General features: G+C 73.3%; 25 protein-coding genes and 2 pseudogenes. 21 read left to right on the top strand and 6 right to left on the bottom strand.

The features are described 5' to 3' along the window. Positions 1-176: 176 nt before the first annotated feature. A complete protein-coding gene (locus tag ABZ923_RS19250) occupies positions 177-632 on the bottom strand; it encodes a VOC family protein (RefSeq protein ID WP_361472907.1) in 456 nt (151 codons plus the stop codon). A gap of 565 nt (positions 633-1,197) precedes the next feature. Here ABZ923_RS19250 and ABZ923_RS19245 point away from each other — a divergent pair. The 6 genes from ABZ923_RS19245 to ABZ923_RS19220 all read left to right on the top strand — a co-directional run bounded on the left by ABZ923_RS19245 (position 1,198) and on the right by ABZ923_RS19220 (position 7,367). Further along, positions 1,198-2,418, top strand: coding sequence for a PP2C family protein-serine/threonine phosphatase (locus ABZ923_RS19245; protein ID WP_361472905.1), 1,221 nt, complete (start codon positions 1,198-1,200; stop codon positions 2,416-2,418). A gap of 653 nt (positions 2,419-3,071) precedes the next feature. Then, positions 3,072-4,502, top strand: a complete 1,431-nt coding sequence (locus ABZ923_RS19240; RefSeq protein ID WP_361472902.1) for a cytosine permease — start codon at positions 3,072-3,074, stop codon at positions 4,500-4,502. A gap of 40 nt (positions 4,503-4,542) precedes the next feature. Next, a complete protein-coding gene (locus ABZ923_RS19235; protein ID WP_361472899.1) occupies positions 4,543-5,094 on the top strand; it encodes an isochorismatase family protein in 552 nt (183 codons plus the stop codon). After that, positions 5,091-5,798, top strand: a complete 708-nt coding sequence (locus tag ABZ923_RS19230) for a GntR family transcriptional regulator (protein WP_361472897.1) — start codon at positions 5,091-5,093, stop codon at positions 5,796-5,798. The genes ABZ923_RS19235 and ABZ923_RS19230 overlap by 4 nt, the downstream gene beginning before the upstream one ends. Positions 5,799-5,971: 173 nt before the next feature. Next, the gene (locus tag ABZ923_RS19225; protein WP_361472893.1) at positions 5,972-6,370 is read left to right on the top strand and encodes an SseB family protein; all 399 of its coding nucleotides are present in this window, start codon (positions 5,972-5,974) and stop codon (positions 6,368-6,370) included. Between the two features lie 169 nt (positions 6,371-6,539). Beyond that, on the top strand, positions 6,540-7,367 hold the full coding sequence (locus tag ABZ923_RS19220; RefSeq protein ID WP_361472890.1) for an MBL fold metallo-hydrolase: 828 nt from the start codon (positions 6,540-6,542) through the stop codon (positions 7,365-7,367). 12 nt (positions 7,368-7,379) lie between these two features. On the opposite strand, the gene ABZ923_RS19215 is transcribed toward ABZ923_RS19220, so the two are convergent. The 4 genes from ABZ923_RS19215 to ABZ923_RS19200 all read right to left on the bottom strand — a co-directional run bounded on the left by ABZ923_RS19215 (position 7,380) and on the right by ABZ923_RS19200 (position 11,322). Next, positions 7,380-7,778, bottom strand: a complete 399-nt coding sequence (locus tag ABZ923_RS19215; RefSeq protein ID WP_361472888.1) for a MarR family transcriptional regulator — start codon at positions 7,776-7,778, stop codon at positions 7,380-7,382. Positions 7,779-7,850: 72 nt separating this feature from the next. Continuing rightward, on the bottom strand, positions 7,851-8,201 hold the full coding sequence (locus ABZ923_RS19210) for a VOC family protein (RefSeq protein WP_361472885.1): 351 nt from the start codon (positions 8,199-8,201) through the stop codon (positions 7,851-7,853). A 107-nt stretch (positions 8,202-8,308) separates the two neighbouring features. Next, complete coding sequence (locus ABZ923_RS19205; RefSeq protein WP_361472882.1) at positions 8,309-10,618, bottom strand: FtsX-like permease family protein; 2,310 nt, start codon at positions 10,616-10,618, stop codon at positions 8,309-8,311. After that, positions 10,615-11,322 carry an ABC transporter ATP-binding protein gene (locus ABZ923_RS19200; RefSeq protein ID WP_361472879.1) on the bottom strand — a complete coding sequence of 236 codons (708 nt, stop codon included), beginning with the start codon at positions 11,320-11,322 and terminating at the stop codon, positions 10,615-10,617. Before ABZ923_RS19200 ends, ABZ923_RS19205 begins: the two co-directional genes overlap by 4 nt. A gap of 139 nt (positions 11,323-11,461) precedes the next feature. Between ABZ923_RS19200 and ABZ923_RS19195 the strand changes: the two genes are divergently transcribed. Genes ABZ923_RS19195 through ABZ923_RS19185 form a run of 3 tightly spaced genes read left to right on the top strand, consistent with a single transcriptional unit; the run spans position 11,462 to position 13,805 of the window. After that, a complete protein-coding gene (locus ABZ923_RS19195; RefSeq protein WP_361472876.1) occupies positions 11,462-12,337 on the top strand; it encodes a histidine kinase in 876 nt (291 codons plus the stop codon). Next, a complete protein-coding gene (locus tag ABZ923_RS19190; protein WP_361472873.1) occupies positions 12,334-13,041 on the top strand; it encodes a response regulator transcription factor in 708 nt (235 codons plus the stop codon). Before ABZ923_RS19195 ends, ABZ923_RS19190 begins: the two co-directional genes overlap by 4 nt. Positions 13,042-13,088: 47 nt before the next feature. Next, positions 13,089-13,805 carry a hypothetical protein gene (locus ABZ923_RS19185; protein ID WP_361472870.1) on the top strand — a complete coding sequence of 239 codons (717 nt, stop codon included), beginning with the start codon at positions 13,089-13,091 and terminating at the stop codon, positions 13,803-13,805. Here ABZ923_RS19185 and ABZ923_RS19180 read toward each other — a convergent pair. Next, a pseudogene (locus ABZ923_RS19180) lies at positions 13,786-14,293 on the bottom strand (substrate-binding domain-containing protein); the annotation flags it as partial. The gene ABZ923_RS19185 and the pseudogene ABZ923_RS19180 sit on opposite strands and share 20 nt — an antisense overlap. On the opposite strand from ABZ923_RS19180, the pseudogene ABZ923_RS19175 reads away from it, so the two are divergent. From ABZ923_RS19175 to ABZ923_RS19120, 12 genes and pseudogenes are all read left to right on the top strand, one after another. Continuing rightward, positions 14,289-14,480: pseudogene (locus tag ABZ923_RS19175) on the top strand (glycosyl hydrolase 53 family protein); the annotation flags it as partial. The pseudogenes ABZ923_RS19180 and ABZ923_RS19175 sit on opposite strands and share 5 nt — an antisense overlap. A gap of 190 nt (positions 14,481-14,670) precedes the next feature. Next, the gene (locus tag ABZ923_RS19170) at positions 14,671-14,958 is read left to right on the top strand and encodes an ArsR family transcriptional regulator (protein ID WP_361472867.1); all 288 of its coding nucleotides are present in this window, start codon (positions 14,671-14,673) and stop codon (positions 14,956-14,958) included. A gap of 65 nt (positions 14,959-15,023) precedes the next feature. Then, the gene (locus tag ABZ923_RS19165; RefSeq protein WP_361472864.1) at positions 15,024-15,983 is read left to right on the top strand and encodes an SMP-30/gluconolactonase/LRE family protein; all 960 of its coding nucleotides are present in this window, start codon (positions 15,024-15,026) and stop codon (positions 15,981-15,983) included. Positions 15,984-16,050: 67 nt separating this feature from the next. Continuing rightward, the gene (crcB, locus tag ABZ923_RS19160) at positions 16,051-16,512 is read left to right on the top strand and encodes a fluoride efflux transporter CrcB (protein ID WP_361472861.1); all 462 of its coding nucleotides are present in this window, start codon (positions 16,051-16,053) and stop codon (positions 16,510-16,512) included. After that, positions 16,509-16,889, top strand: a complete 381-nt coding sequence (locus ABZ923_RS19155) for a DUF190 domain-containing protein (protein WP_361472859.1) — start codon at positions 16,509-16,511, stop codon at positions 16,887-16,889. The genes crcB (ABZ923_RS19160) and ABZ923_RS19155 overlap by 4 nt, the downstream gene beginning before the upstream one ends. After that, positions 16,886-17,260 (top strand): fluoride efflux transporter CrcB, encoded by a 375-nt coding sequence (crcB, locus tag ABZ923_RS19150; protein WP_361472856.1) that lies wholly within the window; start codon positions 16,886-16,888, stop codon positions 17,258-17,260. The genes ABZ923_RS19155 and crcB (ABZ923_RS19150) overlap by 4 nt, the downstream gene beginning before the upstream one ends. Before the next feature lie 75 nt (positions 17,261-17,335). Continuing rightward, entirely contained in the window at positions 17,336-18,172 is an 837-nt protein-coding gene (locus ABZ923_RS19145; protein WP_361472853.1) for an undecaprenyl-diphosphate phosphatase, read from the top strand. A 172-nt stretch (positions 18,173-18,344) separates the two neighbouring features. After that, complete coding sequence (locus ABZ923_RS19140) at positions 18,345-19,022, top strand: FadR/GntR family transcriptional regulator (RefSeq protein WP_361473011.1); 678 nt, start codon at positions 18,345-18,347, stop codon at positions 19,020-19,022. Further along, a complete protein-coding gene (locus tag ABZ923_RS19135; RefSeq protein WP_361472850.1) occupies positions 19,019-20,458 on the top strand; it encodes an amino acid permease in 1,440 nt (479 codons plus the stop codon). The genes ABZ923_RS19140 and ABZ923_RS19135 overlap by 4 nt, the downstream gene beginning before the upstream one ends. Positions 20,459-20,498: 40 nt before the next feature. Beyond that, positions 20,499-21,515, top strand: a complete 1,017-nt coding sequence (locus ABZ923_RS19130) for an asparaginase (RefSeq protein ID WP_361472847.1) — start codon at positions 20,499-20,501, stop codon at positions 21,513-21,515. Between the two features lie 128 nt (positions 21,516-21,643). After that, the gene (aspA, locus tag ABZ923_RS19125) at positions 21,644-23,056 is read left to right on the top strand and encodes an aspartate ammonia-lyase (RefSeq protein WP_361472844.1); all 1,413 of its coding nucleotides are present in this window, start codon (positions 21,644-21,646) and stop codon (positions 23,054-23,056) included. A 120-nt stretch (positions 23,057-23,176) separates the two neighbouring features. Beyond that, positions 23,177-24,103, top strand: coding sequence for a glutaminase (locus tag ABZ923_RS19120; protein ID WP_361473008.1), 927 nt, complete (start codon positions 23,177-23,179; stop codon positions 24,101-24,103). Positions 24,104-24,295 lie beyond the last annotated feature (192 nt).

The raw sequence follows: 24,295 nt of genomic DNA, 5'->3' as shown, positions 1-24,295 counted from the left end.
CGGCAACCGTCCCCCGGCGGGTCTGCGGCGCTCTGACGTGCACCCAGAACTACTGCAACGTGCAAGCTGCACCGGAGGAGTTGCTGCTGCGGACGGACCGGAGCCCGGTCGAGCACTGCGGCGCAGGCGACGTCGGCAACACCTCTCCAGCGTGACCAGCACTGCCGCAACGGCCCTCAGACGACGTCGAATTCATTGCCCTCGGGGTCCTGCAGGGCGGCGGCGTACAGCCCCACGTCCGGCTCATCCCTGATCCGCAACACGGTGGCACCGGCTCCGACCAGCCGTGCCACCGTCACCTCGACCCGCTGTGTGCGGACGTCCAGTGGGACGTCACGTCCCCCACCGACCTTCAGGTCGAAGTGCCACCGGTTCTTGGCGACCTTCGGCTCCGGAACCTGCTGGAACCACACCCTCGGTCCACGTCCCGCGGGATCGACGATCGACTCGGGAACATCTCCGGCACCGGCCGGCAACTCGGCCTCGGGCACACCCATCGCCGCCCAGTAAGCACGCCACGTGGCGTGCCCGCTCGGCGGAGGCTCAGGTACGTAGCCCAGAGCCTCGGCCCAGAACGTCACCATAGCCTGCGGATCGGAACAGTCGATCGTCAGCTGCACCGTCATCTCCATGCGCGGAGCATCCCAGACGGGACTGACAGACGATCTGTTCTCGCAACGGGCCCTGGTCCCGTCCGGCACCGATGAGGGCGAGTTGGCCCGGGCCGGCTCTGCGACTGGGGCCTGTTCCGGTCTCCACGCCTTCCCGACACTCTCCTCCCCCGCTGGGCTGTGTCGTGCGTGCAAAGGGCTCCTGAAAGCGCAAAATGGGATCATGCAGGGCTTCTGCATCACCAGCCCCTCAGGCGGGGAGGTACACAGATGCCACAGACACCACGTTCCAGGCCCTACTTCGAGCTCCGCATCGGCGGCTTCCACGCCACCTCCGATCGAATCCCGGTGCGGTTCCTGGCCCTCGTTTCCAGCGCGGTGACCGGCGCTGCGTTCCTATGGAGACGCTGATCGGTCGGGACGGGGCCTGACGGGCAGCACGACGGACGGTACGGCGTCGGTCAGCCCGTGCGGCACCTGCCGTTGGCGAGGCGGGCTGCGCGTGCGGCCCCGCTCCCGCTGTCCCAGCGCGCACGTGAGGGACAGCGGGATCAATGTGAGACTGGGCGAGGAAGGGGTGATCCCCGTGCCGGACTCGCCACACGCTCACGCCGACCGCGCTCCCGATCCCGACCCCGCCGTCGACGAGCATCGGCTCGAACAGTTGATATCGCGGGCGCAGACAGCCCTGCCGGTGGAACTGCCCGCACTGGCCGACCGGTGCGCCTCGGCTCTCGGCCTGGGCTCCGCGCTGATCTACCTCGCCGACCTGCAACAGTGGCAGCTCATACCACTCGACGAATCCATGGAACCGCTCTCCGTGGACCACTCGTCGGCGGGCTGGGCGTACCGCACGGTCGCCCCGAGGGTGGTCGATGCCGATGACGGCTTGATCGTCTGGATGCCTCTCGTCGACGGCGCGGAGCGGCTGGGCGTGCTGGGGGTACGTACCGCCTCGCTGGACGGGCCGCTGATGCGCCGCAGCCGGATGCTGGCCCATCTGTTCGCCATGCTGATCACCTCCAAGCGCGCCTACAGCGACTGGCTCGCCGCCCGCACACGCACCGCACCGATGCGGCTGCCCACCGAGATGCTGCGGGCATTCCTGCCACCGCGCACCATCGGCAGCAGCAGGTGCGTCTCGACCGCGGCCCTGGAACCGGCGTACGACATCGCCGGCGACGCCTTCGACCACTCGGTGGTCAAGCATGTGCTGCACACGATGATCCTCGACGGCATGGGTCACGATCTGACCGCCGGCCTGACCACGTCGGTCGCCATGGCCGCGGCGCGCAACACCCGCCGCGGCGGCGGTGACCTGACCGATGTCGTCGGCGCCGTCGACCAGGCGCTCGCCGAGTGGCTGCCCGACCACTTCTGCACCGGTGTCCTGTGCCGGCTCGACACGGAGACCGGGGTACTGCGCTGGATCAACTGCGGTCACCCCGCACCGCTGCTGATCCGTGACGAGCGGGTGCTCGCCGGAGCGCTGGACAGCCACCCGCAACCGCCGATCGGCCTGGCCGGCCCGCTCCTCCCGGCAGCCCGGCAGGTCAACGAGACGAAGCTGGAACCGGGTGACTGTGTCCTGCTGTACACCGACGGCGTCGTGGAGGCGCGCGACGAAAACGGTGCGGAGTTCGGACTCGACCGGTTCACCGACTTCATCATCCGCTCCAACGCCGCCGGCCAGCGACCGGCCGAGGTACTGCGGCTGCTCATCCACGCCGTCCTCGACTACCAGCGCAACCAGCTCCGGGACGACACGACCATCCTGCTCTTCGAATGGCGCCCGCAGCATCCGTGACGCCGGACCCATCCCGGTGTCAACCTCTTCCGGGGTCTTCGCCGAGCCTCCGCTTCGACGACATGCCCCATGCGGAGAGGATCAGCGAGGTCGGCGTACCCGGCCGGCGGCCGGGGCGCGACGTATCGCACGCCGCAGCCACAGGCGCATCCGCCGGCCGGGATGCAGCGGTGCACGCCCCCCGGCCGGCCGATTCGGGCAGAGCGGTACCCGCGGCATGAGATAGCACGCGCCGCCGAGGTCCATCTGGCACAGAAAGGCGTCACCCATGTCCCCCAGGGTGACGCTCAGGGGGCGTGCCGGGTCTCCGGGCAGTTCGGCGTGAAGGGTGGTTCTGCCGGCCCGGGAGGCACGGCCCCTGGCGACCACTTTTCCGTCCACGAGCACCTCGACCGAACCGGAGGCACCTGACAACTGGACCGTGATCGAGTGGCCCTCCTGATCCAAGTGGAAGCGGCTGTCCGCAACCATGCTTCCAGGGTAGGGCAACGCAGCCGGGACCGGATCCGCAGACCGTGCCGGACCGGCGCGGTACGGGCTGGAGCGTGCCTGCCTCGAGGCTGCAGCATCCCGCCTGCCGCCCGCCCCCGGGGACGTCCGGGGGGGGGGGGGCGGCCGGCCGCCCCCTCCAGGTGGAGGCGCACGGGCTCGACGTGATCGCGGACGCGGAGCGCCGGGGCACCCCCCGCTCCCTGTTCTGGCCGTGGTTCGGGGCCAACGTCTCCGTCCTCGGCATCAGCTACGGCGCCTTCGTCCTGGGCTTCGGCATCTCCTTCTGGCAGGCCCTCACCGCCGGCGTGCTCGGCATCGCCGTCTCGTTCCTGCTGTGCGGCTTCACGGCGGTCGCCGGGAAGCGCGGCTCGGCACCCACCATGGTGCTCAGCCGGGCCGCCTACGGGGTACGCGGCAACCGGCTGCCGTCCGTCGTCTCCTGGATGCTCACCGTCGGCTGGGAGACCGTCCTGACCGCGCTCGCCACGATGGCCACCGCGACCGTCTTCACCAGCCTGGGCTGGGGCGGCGGCACCGAGACCAAGGCGGTCGCCCTCATGGTGGTGGCCGCGCTGACCGTCGTCGGCGGGGTCATGGGCTTCGACCTGATCATGCGGCTGCAGACCTGGATCACCCTGATCACGGGCGTCCTCACGATCGTCTACATCGCCCTCGTCGCCGACCACGTCCACTGGAGCGCGGTCGGCGCCCTCCCGGCCGGCTCCGCACAGCAGTTCGTCGGCGCGCTGGTGTTCATGATGACCGGCTTCGGCCTCGGCTGGGTCAACGCCGCCGCCGACTACTCCCGCTACCTGCCACGCGGCTCCTCCAGCCGCGGGGTGATCGGCTGGACCGCCTTCGGCGCCTCCCTGGCCCCGCTGGTCCTGCTGCTCTTCGGCCTGCTGCTGGCCGGCTCCTCCGACACGCTCGGCAAGGCGATCGCCGCCGACCCGATCGGCGCGCTGACCACCCTGCTGCCCACCTGGTTCCTGGTGCCGTTCGCCGTCGTCGCCGTCCTCGGCCTGGTCGGCGGCGCCGTCCTCGACATCTACTCCTCCGGACTGGCCCTGCTCTCGGCCGGCCTGCGCGTGCCCCGCTACCTGGCCGCGCTGTTCGACGGGGTACTGATGATCGCCGGCGCCGTCTACATCGTGTTCTTCGCCGACGACTTCCTCGGCCAGTTCATGGGTTTCCTCACCACCCTCGGCGTGCCCATCGCCGCCTGGGCCGGCGTCATGCTCGCCGACCTGGCCCTGCGCCGCCGCGACTACGACGAGGGCGACCTGTTCCGCCCGCACGGCCGCTACGGCGACGTCCCCCTCCTCCCGCTGTTCCTCACCCTCGCCGCCACCGCCGTCGGCTGGGGCCTGGTCACCAACACCGCCGCGAGCTGGCTGACCTGGCAGGGCTATCTGCTGGAGCCGTTCGGCCTCGGCGGCAGGACCGGCGCCTGGGCCTACGCCAACCTCGGCGTCCTGGCCGCCCTGGCACTCGCCTTCCTCGGCACGCTGCTGCTGGGCCGGGGCCGGGTGCGCGCCCAGGAGGCCCAGGCGCCGAGCCCGGCGCTCGACGAGGGGGTGCTGAACCCGTGAGCACCGCCCGCCACGCCGTCCAGGAGGGGGCGCCCCGCACATGAGCAGCGCACACCTCGCCGTCATCGACATGCAGCGCGTCTTCGCCGACCCGGACAGCCCCTGGGCCGCCCCCCGCTACGCCGACGCGGCGGCGGGCGTACGCGCCCTGCTCCCGGCCTTCGCCGGCCGGGTCACCTTCACCCGCTTCCTGGCCCCCGAGCAGCCGGCCGGCGCCTGGCGCGCCTACTACGCGCAGTGGCCCTTCGCCCGCCGGCCGCCGGACGCCGACCTCTGGACGCTGACGGACGAGTTCGCCGCGCTCGCCGACCACGTCGTGGACACCACCACGTTCGGCAAGTGGACCCCGGAACTCGCCGACCGGGTCGGCCCGGACGGCCGTCTGGTCCTGGCCGGCGTCAGCACCGACTGCTGTGTGCTGTCCACCGCCCTGGCCGCCGCGGACGCCGGTGCCGAGGTGCTGGTCGTGGCCGACGCCTGCGCCGGCGTGGACGACGACTCCCACGTCAGGGCCCTGCAGGTGATGGAGCTGTACCGGCCGCTGGTCCGGGTCACCACCCTGGCCGACCTGCTCGCGGAGACCGAGCCGTGACCGGCGTCCCGCTCAAGCACCAGCGGATCAGCAGCATCCTCGCCCGGGAGATCCGCACCGGCAGCCGCCCCGCCGGCGAGCGGCTGCCCGGCGAACACGCCCTCGCCCAGCGCTTCGGCGTCAGCCGTACGACCGTCCGCGCGGCCCTCGCCGAACTGACCGAGCAGGGCCTGATCACCACCCGCACCGGCAAGGGCTCCTACGTCCGGTTCGACGGCCGCCCGCCGGACGACCGGCTCGGCTGGGCCCGGCCCCTCACCCCGCGGGACGCGGACAGCACCGTGCGGACCCTCGCCGTCCGCGAGACCCGCGACAGCGCGCTGGCCGCCGGACTCGGCCTGGCGAAGGACACCTTCGTGTGCGTGGAGCGGACCCGGGAACTGGCCGCGGACGGGACCGTGCTGTCGTACGAGCGCTGCTTCCTGCCGCCCGTGCCGGGGATCCGTGAGCTGCCCGCCCGGGGCATCGGCCGGCAGTCGCCCGCCGAGGTGCTGCGGCGGGCCGGGCTGCGGCCCGACCACGGCGAGCAGCGGATCTCCGGCCGCAGGATCGACGCCCGGGAGGCCGGGCTGCTGCGGCGCGCGCCGGGGGAGTGGTTCCTCGCGGTCACGCGCACCAGCCGGGCCGCCGACGGCTCCTTCGCCGAGCACGTGGTCTGCCTCCTCGACCCGGACCACGTCGAACTGGCCCTCACCGTCGGCTGAGCCGGCCCGGCCGGGCGCGGCGCCGGCCTCCGCCGTCGGCACCGCCTCCCCACCGGACCTCCCGCCGATCGTCACGCATGCCCGGCACCCCACCGGGTACGCGTGGCGGGAGCCCGCCCGGGCACCAGCCCGCCCGGGCGGCCCGTACGACCACCGCAACCTGGGGATCAGCCATGGAGACACCCGCACACGAGGCCCAGCCGACGCCCGCCCAGCAGGCACTGGACGCGCTGGCCGAGAACGCCGAGGACCAGGCCGCCCTGGACACCCTCGCCCACAGTGACGTACTCGTCCCGGTACCGGACGACGCGGTGGACGGCGAGGGCGCCGACGCCACGACGGTGGCCCTGCCCGTCCTGGAACAGCCCGGGGGCGACCACGTCGTCCCGGTGTTCACCACGGAGGGTGAGATGGCCGAGCTGCTGCCGTTCGTCTCGCGCTACCGCCTGATCCCGCTCGCCGCGCTCGCCGAGCAGTGGCCCGCGGAGGACCTCTCCCTCGCCATCGACGGCAGCTCCGCCCACGCGCTGACCCTCACCTCACAGGGCGTGCGCACCTTGCTGGTCCGCTGACCGGGCCGCCCGGCGAGCGGAACACGCACCACCCGTGCCCGCGTACCGCCCGGACCCTCCCGCCGGAAGGACGGCCGGATCTGCCCCCCGCCGCCGGTAGTCACCGGCCGTCGCGGCGGGAAGATCCCAGCGGAGGCAGGTCCGGGCGAGTGCGAAGGAGCCGATGGTCGTGAGGGTCGTCCTGCTGGGCACCGCCGCCGGGGGCGGCTTCCCGCGCTGGAACTGCGCCTGCGCGCTCTGCACCGCCGCCCGCGACGGCCGACTGCCCGCCCGGACCCGGGAGTGCGCGGCCGTCACCGGCAACGGCCGCGACTGGTGGCTGCTGAACGCCTCGCCCGACCTGCGGGCACAGCTCGCCGCCACCCCGGCCCTGTGGCCCGGCCCCCGGGACACCCCGCTGCGCGGCGTGCTGCTCACCGACGCCGAGGCCGACCATGCCACCGGCCTGGCCGAGCTGCGCGCAGCGGCGGGCCTGAAGATCTACGCCGCGCCGCCGGTGCGCGCCGCCCTCGACCGGCACGCCGCCTGGGAGTGGGCCGACAGCCTGGCCGACGGCGGCTTCGTGCTGGCCGGCGGCCTCGTGGTGACCGCCCATCCGGTGGGCGCGACCCTCCCCGCCGGGCCGGGGTGGACGGCGTACCGCGTCGAGGACCTGGCCAGCGGGGGCGTGCTGGTGTACGCGCCCTGCGTCGGCGCCTGGAGCCCGGTCCTGGAGGAACTGTGCGCCGACGCCGACTGCGTCCTGCTGGACGGCACGTTCCTCACCGCCGGCGAGGCGGACGCGGCGGTGCGCTCCGGCGCCGGGCAGGCCGGCCATCTTCCGGTCGGCGGCCCGGACGGCTCCCTCGCGGCACTGGCCCGGCATCCCGGCCCGCGCCGGATCTACACCCACCTCGCCGACGGCAACCCGCTCCTCGACCCCGGCTCGCCCGCACGCGCACGCGTGACCGAGCACGGCGCCGAGATCCTGCCGGACGGGGCCGAGCTGGTGCTCTAGGGGGGCGAAGCCCTAGTCCTCCTGCCCGGCCAGCATGCGGCGCAGGACCGCGCGCTGGACCGGCAGCACCTCGGCGTGCAGCGTGCGGCCCTTGGGGGTGAGGGCGACCCACACCCCGCGGCGGTCCTCCACGCACACCGAGCGCTCCACCAGACCGTCCTTCTCCAGCCGGCCGATCAGCCGGGACAGCGCGCTCTGGCTGAGATGGACCCGGCCGACCAGGTTCTGCACCCGGCACTGCTCGCCCGGCGCGGGCGACTCGGCCGCCAGGATGTCGAGCACCTCGAAGTCGCTGGCCCCGAGCCCGTGCGGATGCAGGGCCCGGTCGATCTCGCACATCGTGTGCGCGTGCACCGTGAGGATGTCCCGCCAGCGCTCTTCGAGCCGGGTGTCGGCCGTCGTGACTGCCATGACCGCACCGTAGCACCGATCCGGCCAGTCATTGAGTGTGCAATCAGTGGCCCGGTGGACGGCGCACCGGCCTCAGGCCGACGGGTCCTGCAGCAGCCCCACGAGGTTGCCGTCGGCGTCCTTCACGAAGGCGATCAGCCGGCCGCCGCCGACGTCCTGCGCGTCCTGGAGCAGCTCGGCCCCCGCCGCGAGCAGCGTCGCGAGCCGCTCCCGCAGATCCGTCACGTGCCAGTACGGCACCGGCCCCGTCATGCCCTTGGCGTGCCCGTTCGGGTCGAGGCCGACGTCCTGGCCGGCGGCCTTGAAACCGACGTAGTACGGCTCGTCCGCGTACGGCTCGACGCCCAGCAGCGCGCCGAACAGGGCCTTGGCACGCGCCAGGTCCTTCACCGGGTAGATGATCGTCTGCAGGCCGGCGGTCATGTCGCTCACTCCTTCGCGGTGCGGAACCCGACGGGTCCCCGTCGGTGCTCCCACGCTAGGGCCGGGACACCCACGACGGCTTCTCCGATCCTGACCACTTGGCGCCGTCACTCGTTGTGCAGCACCTCGGCGACGGTGAGGCGGGCGGCCCGGCGGGCGGGGACCAGCGCGCCCAGGACGGCGATCACCACCCCCGCGAGCGCCGCCGGGAGCAGGACGGGCGCGTGCCAGACGTCCGTCATCGAGCGGGGCAGCGTGATGTCGACCCCGGCCGCCATGCGCGGCACCACCACCCGGTGGGCGGCGATGCCCAGCGGGACGCCTAGCAGCGACCCCAGCGCGCCGAGCACGGCCATCGACGTCACCGTCATCACGGTGACCTGGCGCGGCGTCATGCCGATCGACTTCAGCATGCCGAGGTCGCGACGCCGGTCGTGGGTGTTGAGAACGGCGGTGTTGAAGACGCCCAGCGAGGCGACCAGGGCGAGCATGAGGGTGAGAGCCGTCGCGGAGCCCACGATGGTTCCCGTCACGCTGTTCGAACCGCTCAGCTGGACCGACAGCCCCGGGTCGGCGGCCTCCACCGCGCGGGCGTACGTCCTCTCGTCCGTGCCCGCGCGCAGCTTGACGTGATAGGCGATGGGCCGCACGCCCGGCATCAGCGCGGTGACCGTCGGCCAGTCGCCGACCACCAGCCGGTCGTCGGTGTCCATCGTCTCGCCGACGACGGTCACCTGCTCCTCGCGGCCGTCCTTGCGCAGCCGCATCCGGTCCCCCAGACGCACTCCGTTGCGGCGCAGGAACGGCGACCCGGCCACGACCTCCCCGGTCCGGTGCATCCAGCGGCCCTTCAGGAGCACGCTGTCCAGGGACCGGCCGCCGCGCCGGCCCTCGAACATGACCACCTGCGTGCTGCCGACCAGCACCGCTTCGTCGTCCGACCGCGCCGTCACATGGCTCGCTCCCGGCAAGGACCCCAGCAGCGACTGGAGTTCACGGTCGCCGTGCACCGGCCGGACCTCCTTGCCGTGCCGGAAGGCACCCACGTAGACGGTCACGTCGTAGGTGGCGCGATCGCCGGTGCCGTAGCTGTTCAGCGTCGCCGCCAGGCCGGCCGCGAACGTCACCGTCGTCACGCCCAGGACCACCGCGGCCAGCGTGAGCGCGCTGCGCGCGGGCCGCGCGAACGGCAGCCCCATGCCGAGGCTCACCGACCGGGGCAGCCGGGCGCCCGCCAGGCGCCGCTGGACGCCGAGCGCCCGTCCGGCTCGCGGGGCACTGCCCGCGCTGATGGCCCGCGCCGCCGGCAGCCGTCGCGCCCGCACCGAGGGGCCGAGCGCGGCGAGCACGCACACCAGGGGCATGCCGAGCAGGGCGAGCAGGTTCACCCAGGGCGCGATCCCCAGGCTGCCGTGCAGCACCCCCGACGCCGGCCCGCTGAAGACGAACCGCAGGAACGGCTCCGCCAGCAGGTTGCCGGCCCAGGTGCCCAGCGCGCAGCCCAGCACGGCCGGCACGGAGATCATCGTCAAGTAGACGCCCAGTACCTGCCCCGGGGTGAAGCCCACCGCCTTCAGGATGCCGATGTGCCGGAACCCGGACACCACGGCCCCGCCGACCACGTTGGCGACGATGAGCACCGCCACCAGGACGCCGAGCACGCCGAACGCCATCAGGTACGGCGCGTACGCGCGCGCGTTGCTGCCGATCCGGTGCTTGAGCGCCAGGTACGTCTGGGACCCGGCGAGCGCCCCCCGGGGCAGTCCCCGCGTCACCTCGGACAGCTCCGTGCGCAACCCGTCCTCCGTCGACGCGTCGCGGAACCGGAACAGCATCTGCCGGCCGGTCGGATGCAGCGCCCGCATCTGCGCCGGGGCGACCCAGACGTCCGCCGTGTGGCTCAGGTCGAACGCGAACCCGACGATGGTGAGCTTCGGGCCCGACGGCACCCGGAACGTCCTGCCGAGGTCGTCGGCGGTCCAGTCCCGCTGCCGGTTGAGGACCATCTCGCCCGGCCGGGTGGGCCACCGGCCCGCCCACAGGTCCACCCGGTCCACCGGGCCGCCGGGACCGGAGCGGCCCACCACCGTGATCTGGCCGCCGAGACCGAAGTCCGCCGCACCGCGCGGGACGCCGACCGTTGCCTGCGGGAACGGCCCCGCCACCGCCTCCACCCCCGGCCGCCGTGCCGCGCGCGCCAGCCGGGCGTCCGACACCCTGCCGCTGTCGAACGCGGCCACGACATGCGGCCCGTGCAGCCTCTCGAAGGCGTGGTCGAACGGTGCCGAGGCGGCGTCCACCAGGCCCAGGGCCACCACCAGCGACCCGGTCGACACCAGCGTGACCAGCCAGATCACCAGCGTCTGGAGCAGCCGCCTGCGGACGGCCGCCCGCGCGGCCAGCCACACCGCCCTCATACCGACGGCTCCAGGGTGTGCTCGCCGGTCACCCGGCCGTCGGCCACCAGCACCAGACGGCTCGCGCAGCGCTGCGCCAGATGCTCGTCGTGCGTCACGATGACCAGGGTCTGGCCGATCTGGTTCAGATCGATCAGCAGGTCCATCACCTGCTCCCCGGCCCGGCTGTCCAGCGCGCCGGTCGGTTCGTCCGCCAGCAGCAGGGCGGGCCGGTTCATCAACGCCCGTGCCACCGCGACCCGTTGCCGCTCGCCGCCGCTCAGCACCGCCGGGTGGGCGTTGCGTCGGCCGGCGATGCCCAGCTCCTCGAACAGCTCCAGCGCCCGCCGCCTGGCCTGCCGGGCCGGCGTGCCCGTCAGCTGGCCCGCCAGCGCCACGTTGTCCAGGGCCGACAGGTCGTCGATGAGGTTGAAGAACTGGAAGATCATGCCGATCCGGCGCCGCCGGTACAGCGCCAGACCCTTCTCGCCCAACTCCCCGACGTCCTCCCCGTGGACCAGGACACGGCCGGCCGACGGCCGGTCGAGGCCCGCGATCATGTTGAGCAGCGTGGACTTGCCGCACCCGGAGGGGCCCATCACGGCGACCGCCTCCCCGGCCCGGATGTCCAGCGAGACCCCGTCGAGCGCCACCGTCTCGCCGTACTCCTTGCGCACCCCGTCGAGCCGTACGACGACGTCTTCCGTTCTCACCTCAGTGACCATGGGCAGGACGCTAGACGGGGGCCGGCGTCCCCGGCATCCGTCCCCGGACGGCACTCGGCCGCAGGACTCATCCCGGAGATGCAGTGCGGTGGATCCCCAGGTCGATGCGGCTGTCGGTGCCGTCTGCGAGAGTGGGGCCATGGGGGAGTACGACATGCTGACGGCGCTGCTCGCGGTGGCGTGCGCGGCCGTCCTGGGACTGACCGTGGCGCTGGTGCGCACCCGGCGCCGCTGGCAGGCGGCGGTGGGGGAGCGGGGCTGGCTGCTGGAGCGCGAGCGGGAGAGCGCGGCCGAGGCCGCGATCGCGGCCGAACGCGACCGGATCGCCCGGGAGTTGCACGACATCGTGAGCCACAACGTCAGCCTGATGGTCGTCCAGGCCAGCGCCGCCCGCGAGGTGCTCGGCACGATGCCGGACGAGGCGGCGACCGCGCTGCGGGCCGTCGAGGACGCGGGCCGGGGCGCGATGACCGACCTCAGGCACCTGCTGGGCCTGCTCGCCCCCGCGCAGGACGGCACGGACGGCGACCCGGGGCCGGAGGCGGAACCGGGCGCGGCACCAGCGCGTACGCCGCTCGCCCCGCAGCCCGGCCTCGACCGCCTCGGCCCGCTGGTGGACCGGATATCGTTCGCCGGGCTGCCCGTCGAGGTCCGCGTCTCGGGCGAGCTGCGGACGCTGCCGCAGGGCGTCGACGTGACCGCCTACCGCATCGTCCAGGAGGCCCTGACCAACGCGCTCCGGCACGGCGACGGCGGCAGGGCGCAGGTGACCGTGCGCTACGCCGACCACGCCCTGCGCGTCGAGATCCTCAACACCGGCCCCAGCGTGCTCACCGGCAACGGAACCGGAACCGGAACCGCGCCGACCGGCCCCGGACCGCACGGCCAGGGCACCGGACGCGGCCTGCTCGGCCTGCGCGAACGGGTCGCCGTCTACGGCGGCGACCTCGACGCCCGGCGCAGACTCGGCGGCGGCTTCCGCGTCCGCGCCCGCATCCCCCTGGACCGGCCGTGACCGCGAACGCGCCCGAGCGGGCGCCCCGCGTCCTGATCGCCGACGACCAGACGCTGATCCGGACCGGCTTCCGGCTGATCCTCACCGCCCGGGGCATCGAGGTGGCCGGCGAGGCCGCCGACGGCGCCGAGGCGGTCGCCGCGGTCCGCGAACTGAAGCCGGACGTCGTCCTCATGGACATCCGCATGCCGGTCATGGACGGCCTGGAGGCCACCCGGCGCATCCTGGCCGACGCCCCCGGCTGCCGGGTGCTCATGCTGACCACCTTCGACCTGGACCGGTACGTGTACACGGCCCTGTCGCTCGGGGCCAGCGGCTTCCTGCTCAAGGACGTCACCCCGGAGCACCTGGCGGCGGCCGTACGGCTGGTCGGCACCGGCGACGCCCTGCTGGCCCCGCAGATCACCCGGCGCCTGGTGGAGCGGTACGCGGCCGAGGCCGAGCGGACCCGCCCATCCCTACCCGACGGCCTGGCCGCCCTCACCCCCCGCGAGCGGGAGGTGCTGACGCTGATGGGCCGCGGCCTGTCCAACGGCGAACTGGCCGCCGACCTGGTCCTGAGCGAGGCCACGGTCAAGTCCCACGTGGCCCGCATCTTCGCCAAGCTCGGCCTGCGCGACCGCGCCCAAGCGGTGGTCCTCGCCTACGAGACGGGGCTGGTGACACCCGGCGACCCACCGCGCCGGCGCGCGGAGGGAAACTGAGTAGCCGTACTCATGCCCGGCCGCCGCACGCACCCGAGACTGCATCCATGAAGCCACTCCTCAGCGGAACTTCTCCTGGCGGCCGGGCGGTTCGGCTCGCCCGGGTCCGGAACCGGGCCGTGCCCCTCGCCCTGTGCGCGCTGGTCCTGTCCGCCTGCGGCAGCGAGCGGGCGGGCGGCGGGCAGACCGGGAGCGAAGGTGCCGGCAGCCGGTCCGTGACCGCCCGCACGCACTCCGAGGGACCGGAGTTCGTCCAGTTCATGGAGCTGCTCACCTCGCTCGCCGAGCCGTGCGTGCCCCAGGCACCGGCCACCGTCCCGCCCGAGCCGTCCGAGCCCGGGAAGCCGCGCACCGCGCCCACGCGGCTGCCCACGCTCCCGAGCAGGCCGGCTCCCGAGACGTCCGGGACGCCGGCCGACCCCCGCGCAGAAGTGGCGCTGACCGGCGTCGAGAAGTGCGAGGCCCGCGTCCACGCCCGGCGGATCGGCGACGCCCTGGAGAAGACGCCCGATCCCACACCCGACCAGGTCAGGGACGCGCTGCGCGGCCTCGGTTACCTGGACGAGCGCATCGACGGCCCGGACAGGACGGGCCGGAGCACGACGTTCACGCTCGACCTGCGGATCATGGACGGCCGGCTCTGCCTGGACGGCACCGTCACGGGCACCCGGACCACCGTCACGCCGTACGGCGGCGCGTCGCAGGTCGAGTGCCGTGACGTCCGGCGGACCAAGGCACCCGACGTCACGTCGAGTCGCGCCTGACCAGCTCCGTCGGCAGGATCACCGCCGCCGGGTCCTCCCCGCCCATCTGGGCGAGCAGCACCCGCACCATCTCGTTGCTGATCCGGTCCCACGGCTGCCGGATCGTGGTGAGTGCCGGGGTGGCGGCGGTCGCCGCCGGCGAGTCGTCGAAGCCGCCCACGGCGACGTCGTCCGGCACCCGCCTGCCGGCCCGGTGCAGGACCGCCGGCACGCGCCATCAGGTCCGAGGCGACGAACACGGCGTCCATGTCCGGCGCCTGCGCCAGCAGCCGCTCCGCGCCCGCCTCCCCGCTGGCCCGGCTGTAGTCACCGGAGACGACGAGCCGCTCGTCGGCCGCCATGACCGCCTCGGCGAGCACCTCCCGGTACCCGGCGAGCCGCTCCACCCCACCGGGAGTGTCCAGCGGTCCGGTCACCACGCCGATCCGGCGCCGGCCCAGCGACAGCAGGTGCCGGACCATGTCCCGGGCGCCGTCCCGGTCGGCGAGCATCGTGGAGGCCGTCCCGAACGGCCGCGGGCTCGGCGTCTTCTACTGGGAGGCCACCTGGACCGCCGTCGACGGCAACGGCTGGGACCCGGCGGACGCCGCCTCCGGCAACGGCCGGGAGAACCAGGCCCTGTTCGGCTACGACGACAAGGCGCTCTCCTCCCTGACGTGGTTCGGCCACCGCTGAACCGTCCGCACGGGGCCCGGCCGCACCAGGCGGCCCGTCCCCCGCCGTGATCCCGGGCCCGCTGGACACCTCCTGGGACGCACGGCCGTCCGGTACCGGACAACGGCCGTCGAGTCCCGGACGGGACGGCGTCGCCCGCGCGACAGTGGGAACACTGCGTATCAGGAGGCCGGGACGGGAGGGCGGACGGATGACGGGGACTCCCTCGGGCCGGATGCGGCAGACCATCCTGGAGTGGCTCAAGGACCCGCCGGCCCACTTCCCGGCCGCGCGCCGCGGCGATCCCGCCGGGACGGGCGTCACCGCGCGGGCCGTCGCCGACAAGCTGGGCGTACCCCGCCGGACCGCCGTCGCCCACCTGGACCTCCTCACCCGCCTCGGCCTGCTGCGCACCCGCCGGATCCGCTGCCGCACCTACTACCGGCGCGACGAGATCCGTATCGCCGAGGTGGCCCGGATGTTCGAGAAGGGGTGGTGACGGACCACGGCCGCGGGGGACCGTGGGCAGGGGGGCGAGGGCGCCCCGACGGAGAAGGGACGCACATGGACCGACCGACGGCACTCGTGCCGCTCCACTACGTCTCCCTGGGCGCCCGCGGCCCCGAGGACGTCGTCGCCGACCCGCACGGGCGGGTGCTGACCGGAGTGGCGGACGGACGCATCCTGCGCGTCCACCACCTCGGCGACCCGCTCACGGCCCGCACGGAGGTGCTGGCCGAGACCGGCGGCCGGCCCCTCGGGCTCGAACTCCTGCCGGACGGCGGCCTGTTGGTGTGCGACGCGGAACGCGGCCTGCTGCGCGTGGACACCGGGAAAGGCACCGTCCGGGTCCTCGCGGACTCGGTGGCGGGGGAGCGGCTCGGCTTCTGCAGCAACGCCGTCGCCCTGCCGGACGGCACCGTGTACTTCACCGTCTCCAGCCGCCGCCACCCCCTCCGCCGGTGGATCGGCGACATCGTCGAACACACCGGCACCGGGCGCCTGCTGCGGCTCGCCCCCGAGGACCGGGAACCCGAAGTCCTGCTGGACGGGCTGCAGTTCGCCAACGGGCTCGCCGCGAGTGCCGACGGTTCCTTCCTGGTGATCGCCGAGACCGGCTCCTGCCGCCTCACCCGCTTCCGGCTCACCGGCCCCCGCGCGGGCCGCGCCGAGCCCTTCGCCGAGCTGCCCGGCATGCCGGACAACCTCTGGCGCGCGGGACCCGACGGCCCGGTCTGGGTCGCCCTGGCCAGTCCCCGCGTCCCCCCGCTGGACCTGCTGCACCGAGCCCCGCCGGCCGTCCGCCGGGGCGCCGCCCGGGCCGCCGTACGCGCGCCGTACCGGCCGAGCCGGACCGCCGCCGTGGTCGCCGTGGACGACCGGGGCCGGACCCTCCACCACCTCACCCGCCGGCGCTCCGGCTTCCGCATGGTCACCAGCGTGTGCGCGACCGGTGACCACCTGGTGCTGGGCAGCCTCTGGGAGTCCGGTGTGGCGGTCTGCGCCCGCCCTGCCGCGCGCTGAGGCGGCGGTACCCTGGTCCCGGCCTTGATCCCCGCCGGGACAGGGGCCGAACAGGAGACCCACCAGGATGACAGGCCCGCAGACCGAGACCCGCGGCGACCGCCCCGCGCCCGCGCGGCGGACCGAGTGGCGTGCCCAGGCGCCCGTCGTCGCGGCCGTGGCGGCCGGCGGCGCGCTCGGCGCGACGGCCCGCTACGCCCTCACGCTCGCCTTGCCGACCCCCGCCGGCGGCTTCCCGTGGGCGACCTTCTGGACCAACGTCTCCGGCTGCGCCGCCATGGGCGTGCTCATGGTGCTCGTCACCGAGGTGTGGGCCGCCCACCGCCTGCTGCGCCCGTTCCTCGGCACCGGCGTCCTCGGCGGCTTCACCACCTTCTCCACCTACGCGGTCGACATCCGCGGACTGGCGGACGCCGGCCGCCCCGGCACGGCCCTGGCCTATCTCGCCGCGACCCTGTGCGCGGCCCTCGCGGCGGTGTGGCTCGCCTCGGTGGCCGCCCGCCGGCTGCTGACCTGGAGGCGGCAATGACGTTCCGTACCGACCGTGCCCTCCGGCTCACCGTCTACCTCGGCGAGAACGAGACCTGGCACCACCGGCCCCGTTACACCGAGATCGTGCACCGGGCGCACGCCGCCGGGCTCGCCGGGGCCAGCGTCTTCCGGGGCGTGGAGGGCTTCGGCGCCTCCTCCCACATCCACACCTCCCGCCTGCTGTCCCTGAGCGAGGACCTGCCGGTCGCCGTGGTCGTGGTGGACGCCGAGGAGCGGATCCGGGCGTTCCTGCCGCAGCTGGAGGAACTGGCCGGCGGGGCCCTCGTCACCGTGGAGGAGTGCGAGGTGGTCCGGTACGCGGGACCCACCCCCGGTCCGGACAAAACGGACCCGGAGGGTAAGAAGTCGTTGTGAACTGGCTGCTGGTCGTCGCGGGAGCCGTCGTCGGCGCCCCCGTGCGCTATCTCACCGACCGCGCCGTGCAGGCCCGCCACGACTCGCTCTTCCCGTGGGGCACCTTCGTGGTGAACGTGGTCGGCTGCCTGGTCCTCGGGCTGCTCACCGGCGCCGTCTCCGCGGGAGCCGCGGGGCCGCACCTCCAGCTCCTGCTGGGTACCGGGCTGTGCGGCGCGCTGACGACGTACTCGACGTTCTCCTACGAGACCCTGCGGCTGACCGAGGCCGGCTCCGGGCTCTACGCTGCCCTGAACGTCGCGGCAAGCGTGGTGGCGGGGCTCGCGGCGGCCTTCGCCGGGGCCGCACTCGCCGGCGCCCTGTGGGCCTGAGCGCTTGCCACCCGGCCGGGCACAGTGAGTACTGTCTACAGCAATGTCGACCAACCTTCCTCAGAACTGGATCCCATGAGCGCCATCTCCGTCGGTCAGGCCATCGTCCTCGGAGTAGTCGAGGGGGTGACCGAGTTCCTCCCCGTGTCCTCCACCGGCCACCTCAAGATCGCCGAGGGGCTCATGGACATCCCCGTCGACGACAAGTCCGTCGTCGGCTTCTCCGCCGTCATCCAGGTCGGTGCCATCGCCGCCGTGCTCGTGTACTTCTTCAAGGACATCAGGCGGATCGTCTCCGCGTGGTTCCGCGGCCTGGCCCACCGCGAGGAGCGCTACCACCACGACTACAAGTTCGCCTGGTGGGTCATCGCCGCCACCATCCCGATCGTGGTCGTGGGCCTGGCCGCGAAGCCGCTGATCGACGGCCCGCTCGCCTCGCTGTGGGTGGTCGCCGGCTCGCTGATCGCCGGCTCGGGCGTGATGTGGGCCGCCGACCAGATGGGCCGGCACAAGCGCGGTGAGGACGACACGTCCTTCAAGGACGCGATGTGGGTCGGCTGCTCCCAGATCCTCGCCCTGCTCTTCCCCGGCTTCTCCCGCTCCGGCGCCACCATGTCCACCGCCCTCATCCTGGACCTGGACCGCGTCGCCGCCACCCGGCTCTCGTTCTTCCTGGGCATCCCGGCCCTGACCGGCGCGGGCCTGTACGAGCTGAAGGACGCCCTCGGCGCGGGCGTCGGCGCCGCTCCGCTGGCCGTCGGCACGATCGTGTCGTTCGTGGTCGCCTACGCCTCCATCGCCTGGCTGCTCAAGTTCGTCGCCAAGCACTCCTTCAACGCCTTCGTGATCTACCGGATCGTCATCGGCGTGGGCCTGCTCGGCCTGCTCGCCACCGGCACGCTCAGCAGCTGAACGAAAGCCGCTGATCACCCGCGGGGTGCGGATGCCTGCATTCAGGCGCCGCACCCCGTGAATGTCTCCTTACCCCATCTCTTGACACTCCCCGCCCGCACCCCGCAGGATCGCTCCCGTGAACCTGTCAGACAGCCAGACAGGTGGTCCGGTCCCGCGGCGCGTGAGCGCCATGGAAGCGGTGCTCGACCACCTCCGCGGCGCCATCGAGCGCGGCCGGTACGCCATCGGCGACAAGCTTCCCTCCGAGGCCGAGCTGTGCCGCACCCTCGAGGTGTCCCGGCCCGTGCTGCGCGAGGCGCTGCGCGCGCTGCAGACGATGGGCCTCACGGTCTCCAGGACCGGCAAGGGCACCTTCGTCGTCGCGAACACCGTCGAGGACCCCACCTTCGGCGACTACGCGGCCAGCGACCTGCTGGAGGTGCGCCGGCACATCGAGATCCCGGTCGCCGGGTACGCGGCCGCGCGCCGCACCCCGGAGAACCTGGACCACCTGGCCCACCTGCTCGACCGCATGGAGCGGGAGACGGACACCACCGCCTGGGTCGCGATGGACACCCTCTTCCACCTCGCCGTGGCCGAGGCCGCCCAGAACCCGGTCTTCCGCCGGGTCATCGAGGAGATCCGCGACGCACTGGCGCGTCAGTCGGCCTTCCTCAACGAGCTGGGCGGACGCCGCGAGCAGTCCAACCGGGAGCACCGGGCGATCGTCGAGGCGCTGGTCGACGGTTCCGAGCACGACGCGGTGGAGGCCATGAGCCACCACCTGGACCGCGTCGAGACGACCCTCACCGACATCGTGCGTCCCCAGCGGACGGACCCCCCTACGGAAGGCGGACCCGAGGCGTGAGCGAGCAGCACCTCAAAGACGAGACGCGCCCCTCGTCCGGCCATGTCGACGCCGGAGACGCCGGCTACAGCAAAGGCCTGAAGCACCGGCACGTCAACATGATCGCCATCGGCGGCGCCATCGGCACCGGCCTCTTCCTCGGCGCCGGCGGCCGGCTCGCCGACGCCGGACCCTCCCTGTTCATCGCGTACGCCGTCTGCGGCGTCTTCGCCTTCCTGGTCGTGCGCGCCCTCGGCGAACTCGTCCTCTACCGCCCGTCCTCCGGCGCCTTCGTGTCGTACGCCCGGGAGTTCATGGGCGAGAAGGGCGCCTACACCGCGGGCTGGATGTACTTCCTGAACTGGGCGACCACCGGCATCGCCGACATCACGGCCGTCGCCACGTACACGCACTACTGGGGCATGTTCTCCGACATCCCGCAATGGTTGATCGCGTTGATCGCCCTCGCGGTCGTCCTGACGGTCAACCTGATCTCGGTCAAGATATTCGGTGAGCTGGAGTTCTGGTTCGCGATCGTCAAGGTCGGCGCGCTCGTGGTCTTCATGTGCATCGGCATCTTCCTGCTGGTCACCCAGCACCCGGTCGCCGGCCACCACCCCGGGCCGTCCCTGATCACCGACAACGGCGGCGTCTTCCCCAACGGTCTGCTGCCCATGCTGCTGATCATCCAGGGCGTCGTCTTCGCCTACGCCTCGGTCGAGCTGGTCGGCGTCGCCGCGGGCGAGACCGAGAACCCCGAGAAGATCATGCCGAAGGCGATCAACTCGATCATGTGGCGCGTGGGCCTGTTCTACGTCGGCTCGGTCGTCCTGCTGTCGATGCTGCTCCCGTGGAGCAAGTACTCCGCCGGCGAGAGCCCCTTCGTCACCGTCCTGTCCAACATCGGCGTCCCGGCGGCCGGCGGCGTGATGAACCTGGTCGTCCTGACCGCGGCCATGTCGTCGCTGAACTCCGGCCTGTACTCCACCGGCCGCATCCTGCGCTCCATGGCGATGAGCGGTTCGGCCCCGAGGTTCACCGGCCGGATGAGCCGCAGCCAGGTCCCCTACGGCGGGATCCTGCTCACCAGCGGTATCTGTGTCCTCGGCGTGGGCCTGAACTACGTCGTCCCCGCCGACGCGTTCGAGATCGTCCTCAACTTCGCGGCGATCGGCATCCTCGCGACCTGGGGCATGATCATGCTCTGTCACCTGCTCTTCTGGCGGAAGACCCGCAACGGCGAGCTGACCCGGCCGTCGTACCGGCTGCCGGGCTCCCCCTGGACCGAACTCGTGACGCTGGCGTTCCTCGCCTCCGTCCTGGTCCTCATGTACGCCGACGGCGGCGCCGGACGCACCACCGTGCTGTGCCTGCCGCTGATCGTCGCAGCACTGGTCGCGGGCTGGTACACCATCCGCGCCCGCATGTCCCGCACGTCCACCGGCGCCGACGCGTGACCCGCGTACCGGCCGACCCCGACCCCGTGATCAGGCAGTGATGTACAGCAGTCCCCCCGCCGACGCCCCCGTCGTCCGCGAACCCCTCCACGCCCCCGTCGCCCACCTCATCCGCGGCGGGGTCGTCGAGGGCGTCCACCACGGCTCCGTCGTCGTCCTCGGCGCCGACGGGCAGGTGCGGTTCCAGCTCGGCGACATCGAGGCGGCCTTCTACCCGCGCTCCGCCCTCAAGCCCGTGCAGGCCGTGGCCATGCTGCGGGCCGGGCTGCCGCTCGACGGCGCCCTGCTGTCGCTGGCCGCGGCGAGCCATTCCGGCGAGGAACGCCACCTCGCCGGCACCCGGCGCATCCTCGAACTCGCCGGGCTCACCGAGGCCGACCTGCGCAACGTGCCCGACATGCCGTTCGGCCCGGCCGTCCGGGACGCCTGGGTCCGCGAGGGCCGGCAGCCCTCCCGCCTCGCCCAGAACTGCTCCGGCAAGCACGCCGCCATGCTGTGGACGGCCCGCGTCAACGGCTGGTCCCTGGAGGACTACCTGGACCCGGCGCACCCGCTGCAGCAGGCCGTAGCCGAGACCGTCGAGGAGCTGACCGGCCAGCGCGTCGCCCGGGTCACCGTGGACGGCTGCGGCGCCCCGCTGTTCTCCATCTCCCTGCACGGCCTCGCCCGCGCCCTGGCCCGGATCACCTCGGCCGAGCCCGGCACCCCCGAGGCCCGGGTCGCCGACGCGATGCGCGAGCACGCCGAGATGGCCTCCGGCGTCGGCCGGGACGTGGCCGCGCTCATGCGGGCCGTGCCCGGGCTGCTCGCCAAGGACGGCTTCGAGGGCGTACAGGTCGCCGCGCTGCCGGACGGCACGGCCGTCGCCGTGAAGATCGCCGACGGGGCGAACCGGGCGCGGATACCGGTGGCGGCGGCCGCGTTGGCCCGCGCCGGCGTCGACCCCGCGCTGCTGACGGAGTTCGCTGGGGAGCCGCTGCTCGGGGGCGGGGAGCCGGTGGGCTGCGTGCGCCCCGTGCGTGCGCTGGATCCCGTTCCGGTCACCTCCTGCGCCTAGTTCCGCCGCGTTCCGAGGGGGACTGCGGGCCGTCGCCGGTCCGCGGGCCGTTCGTCGCCGGTCGCGCAGTTCCCCGCGCCCCTTCGGGGCCCTGACCCCCAACCTCCGGAAAGAGGACCTGAACCCTCATGACCGCCGCCACCCGCAGCGAGCACGACCTGCTCGGCGACCGTGACGTCCCCGCCGACGCGTACTGGGGTGTCCACACCCTGCGCGCGACGGAGAACTTCCCCATCACCGGCACCCCGATCTCCGCGTACCCGCATCTGATCGACGCCCTGGCCGCCGTCAAGGAGGCGGCCGCGCTCGCCAACGAGGAACTCGGGCTGCTGGCGCCCGAGAAGGCCGCGGCGATCGTCGCGGCCTGCCGGGAGATCCGCGCCGGCAAGCTGCACGACCAGTTCGTCGTGGACGTCATCCAGGGCGGTGCCGGCACGTCCACCAACATGAACGCCAACGAGGTCGTGGCCAACCGCGCGCTGGAACTGCTCGGCCACGCCAAGGGCCGGTACGCGTATCTGCACCCCAACGAGGACGTCAACCTCGGCCAGTCGACCAACGACGTCTACCCGACCGCCGTCAAGATAGCGACGGTCTTCGCGGTACGCGGCCTGCTCAAGGCGATGTCCGTACTGCAGGACGCGTTCGCCCGCAAGGCCGTCGAGTTCCGTGACGTGCTCAAGATGGGCCGTACCCAGTTGCAGGACGCCGTGCCGATGACGCTCGGCCAGGAGTTCTCCGCGTTCGCCGTCATGATCGAGGAGGACCGCAGCCGGCTCGCCGAGGCCGTCGAGCTGATCCATGAGATCAACCTCGGCGCCACGGCCATCGGCACCGGCCTCAACGCGCCCGCCGGCTACGCCGAGGCGGCCCGCCGCCACCTGTCCGCCATCACCGGCCTGCCCCTGGTCACGGCCGCCAACCTGGTCGAGGCCACCCAGGACTGCGGCGCCTTCGTCCAGATGTCCGGCGTCCTGAAGCGGATCGCGGTCAAGCTCTCCAAGAGCTGCAACGACCTGCGCCTGCTGTCCTCCGGCCCGCGCGCGGGGCTCGGCGAGATCAACCTGCCGCCGGTGCAGGCCGGCTCGTCGATCATGCCGGGCAAGGTCAACCCGGTCATCCCCGAGGTGGTCAACCAGGTCGCCTTCGAGGTGATCGGCAACGACGTCGCCATCACCATGGCCGCCGAGGCCGGGCAGCTCCAGCTCAACGCCTTCGAGCCGATCATCCTGCACTCCCTGTCGGAGTCGATCACGCACCTGCAGAGCGCCTGCCTCACGCTCGCCGAGCGCTGCGTGTCCGGCATCACCGCCAACACCGAGCGGCTGCGCGCCACCGTGGAGAACTCCATCGGCCTGGTCACCGCGCTCAACCCGCACATCGGCTACACGGCGGCGACCGACATCGCCAAGGAGGCCCTGCGCACCGGCCGCGGCGTCGCCGAGCTGGTGCTGGAGAAGGGCCTGCTGCCCGCCGAACGGCTGACGGCGCTGCTCCGCCCGGAGGTGCTCGCCGGCAACGGGGCCCCGCAGGTGCTCTGACGCCACGGCACCCGCGTGCCGCCCGCTCCGGACCGCCGGCCGGGGCCGCCACGCGGGTGCCGTCACCCCCGCACCCGGCCCGCCGCCCCCGAGGCGCCCCGACGGCGGCGGTGCGGCATGATGACGATCATGTCCTCGCAGTTCCAACCGGTCCTCGACAGCATCCTGGCGGAGATCGAACGCACTCCCGGGCGCGGCCGGTCCGCCGACTACATCCCGGCGCTCGCCGCACGCGACCCGCGCAGTTTCGGCATGGCCGTCGCCGAGCTGGACGGCACGGTGTACGGGGTGGGGGACTGGCGGCAGCCGTTCTCCACGCAGTCCATCACCAAGGTCTTCACGCTCGCCCTGGACCTGGCCCGCGAGGGCGACGAACTCTGGGAGCACGTCGGCCGCGAGCCGTCCGGCAACCCGTTCAACTCGCTGATCCAGCTGGAGTACGAGAACGGCATCCCGCGGAATCCTTTCATCAACGCGGGTGCCCTGGTCGTCACCGACCGCCTGCAGACCCGTACCGGAGACGCGGCCGGCGAGCTGCTGTCGTTCCTGCGCGCCGAGAGCGGCAACCCCGCGCTGGACTTCGACCTGGAGGTCGCCGCCTCCGAGACCGCGCACGGCGACCGCAACGCCGCCCTCGCCCACTTCATGGCGTCCTACGGCAACATCGACAACGAGGTGCCGGTCCTGCTCGACCAGTACTTCCGGCAGTGCTCCGTCGCCGCCTCCTGCGCCGACCTGGCCCTCGCCACCGGCTTCCTCGCCCGGCACGGCATCCGCGCCGACGGCAGCCGGCTGCTCAGCCGCAGCCAGGCCAAGCAGGTCAACGCGGTCATGCTGACCTGCGGCACGTACGACGCGGCCGGCGACTTCGCCTACCGCGTCGGCCTGCCCGGCAAGAGCGGGGTCGGCGGCGGGATCATCGCCGTCGTACCGGGCCGGTGCACGCTGTGCGTGTGGAGCCCGGGCCTGGACGAACGCGGGAACTCGGTGGCGGGTGTAGCGGCCCTGGACCGCTTCACGACCCTGACCGGCCTGTCGGTGTTCTGAGGAGCAGCACCACCGGAGCCGGCCCGGCCTCACCACGCGCCGCTCACACCCGGCCCGGGTCCGGCGGTCGGCCTGGGCTCACGACGCGCCGCTCACGCCCGGCCCGGGTCCGGCGGTCGGCCTGGGCTCACGACGCGTCGCTCACACCCGGCCCGGGTCCGGCGGTCGGCCTGGGCTCACGACGCGTCGCTC

The sequence above is a fragment of the Streptomyces sp. NPDC046881 genome (assembly GCF_040645015.1).
GTDB lineage: Bacteria > Actinomycetota > Actinomycetes > Streptomycetales > Streptomycetaceae > Streptomyces.
This window is presented reverse-complemented; position numbering and strand designations above follow the sequence as displayed.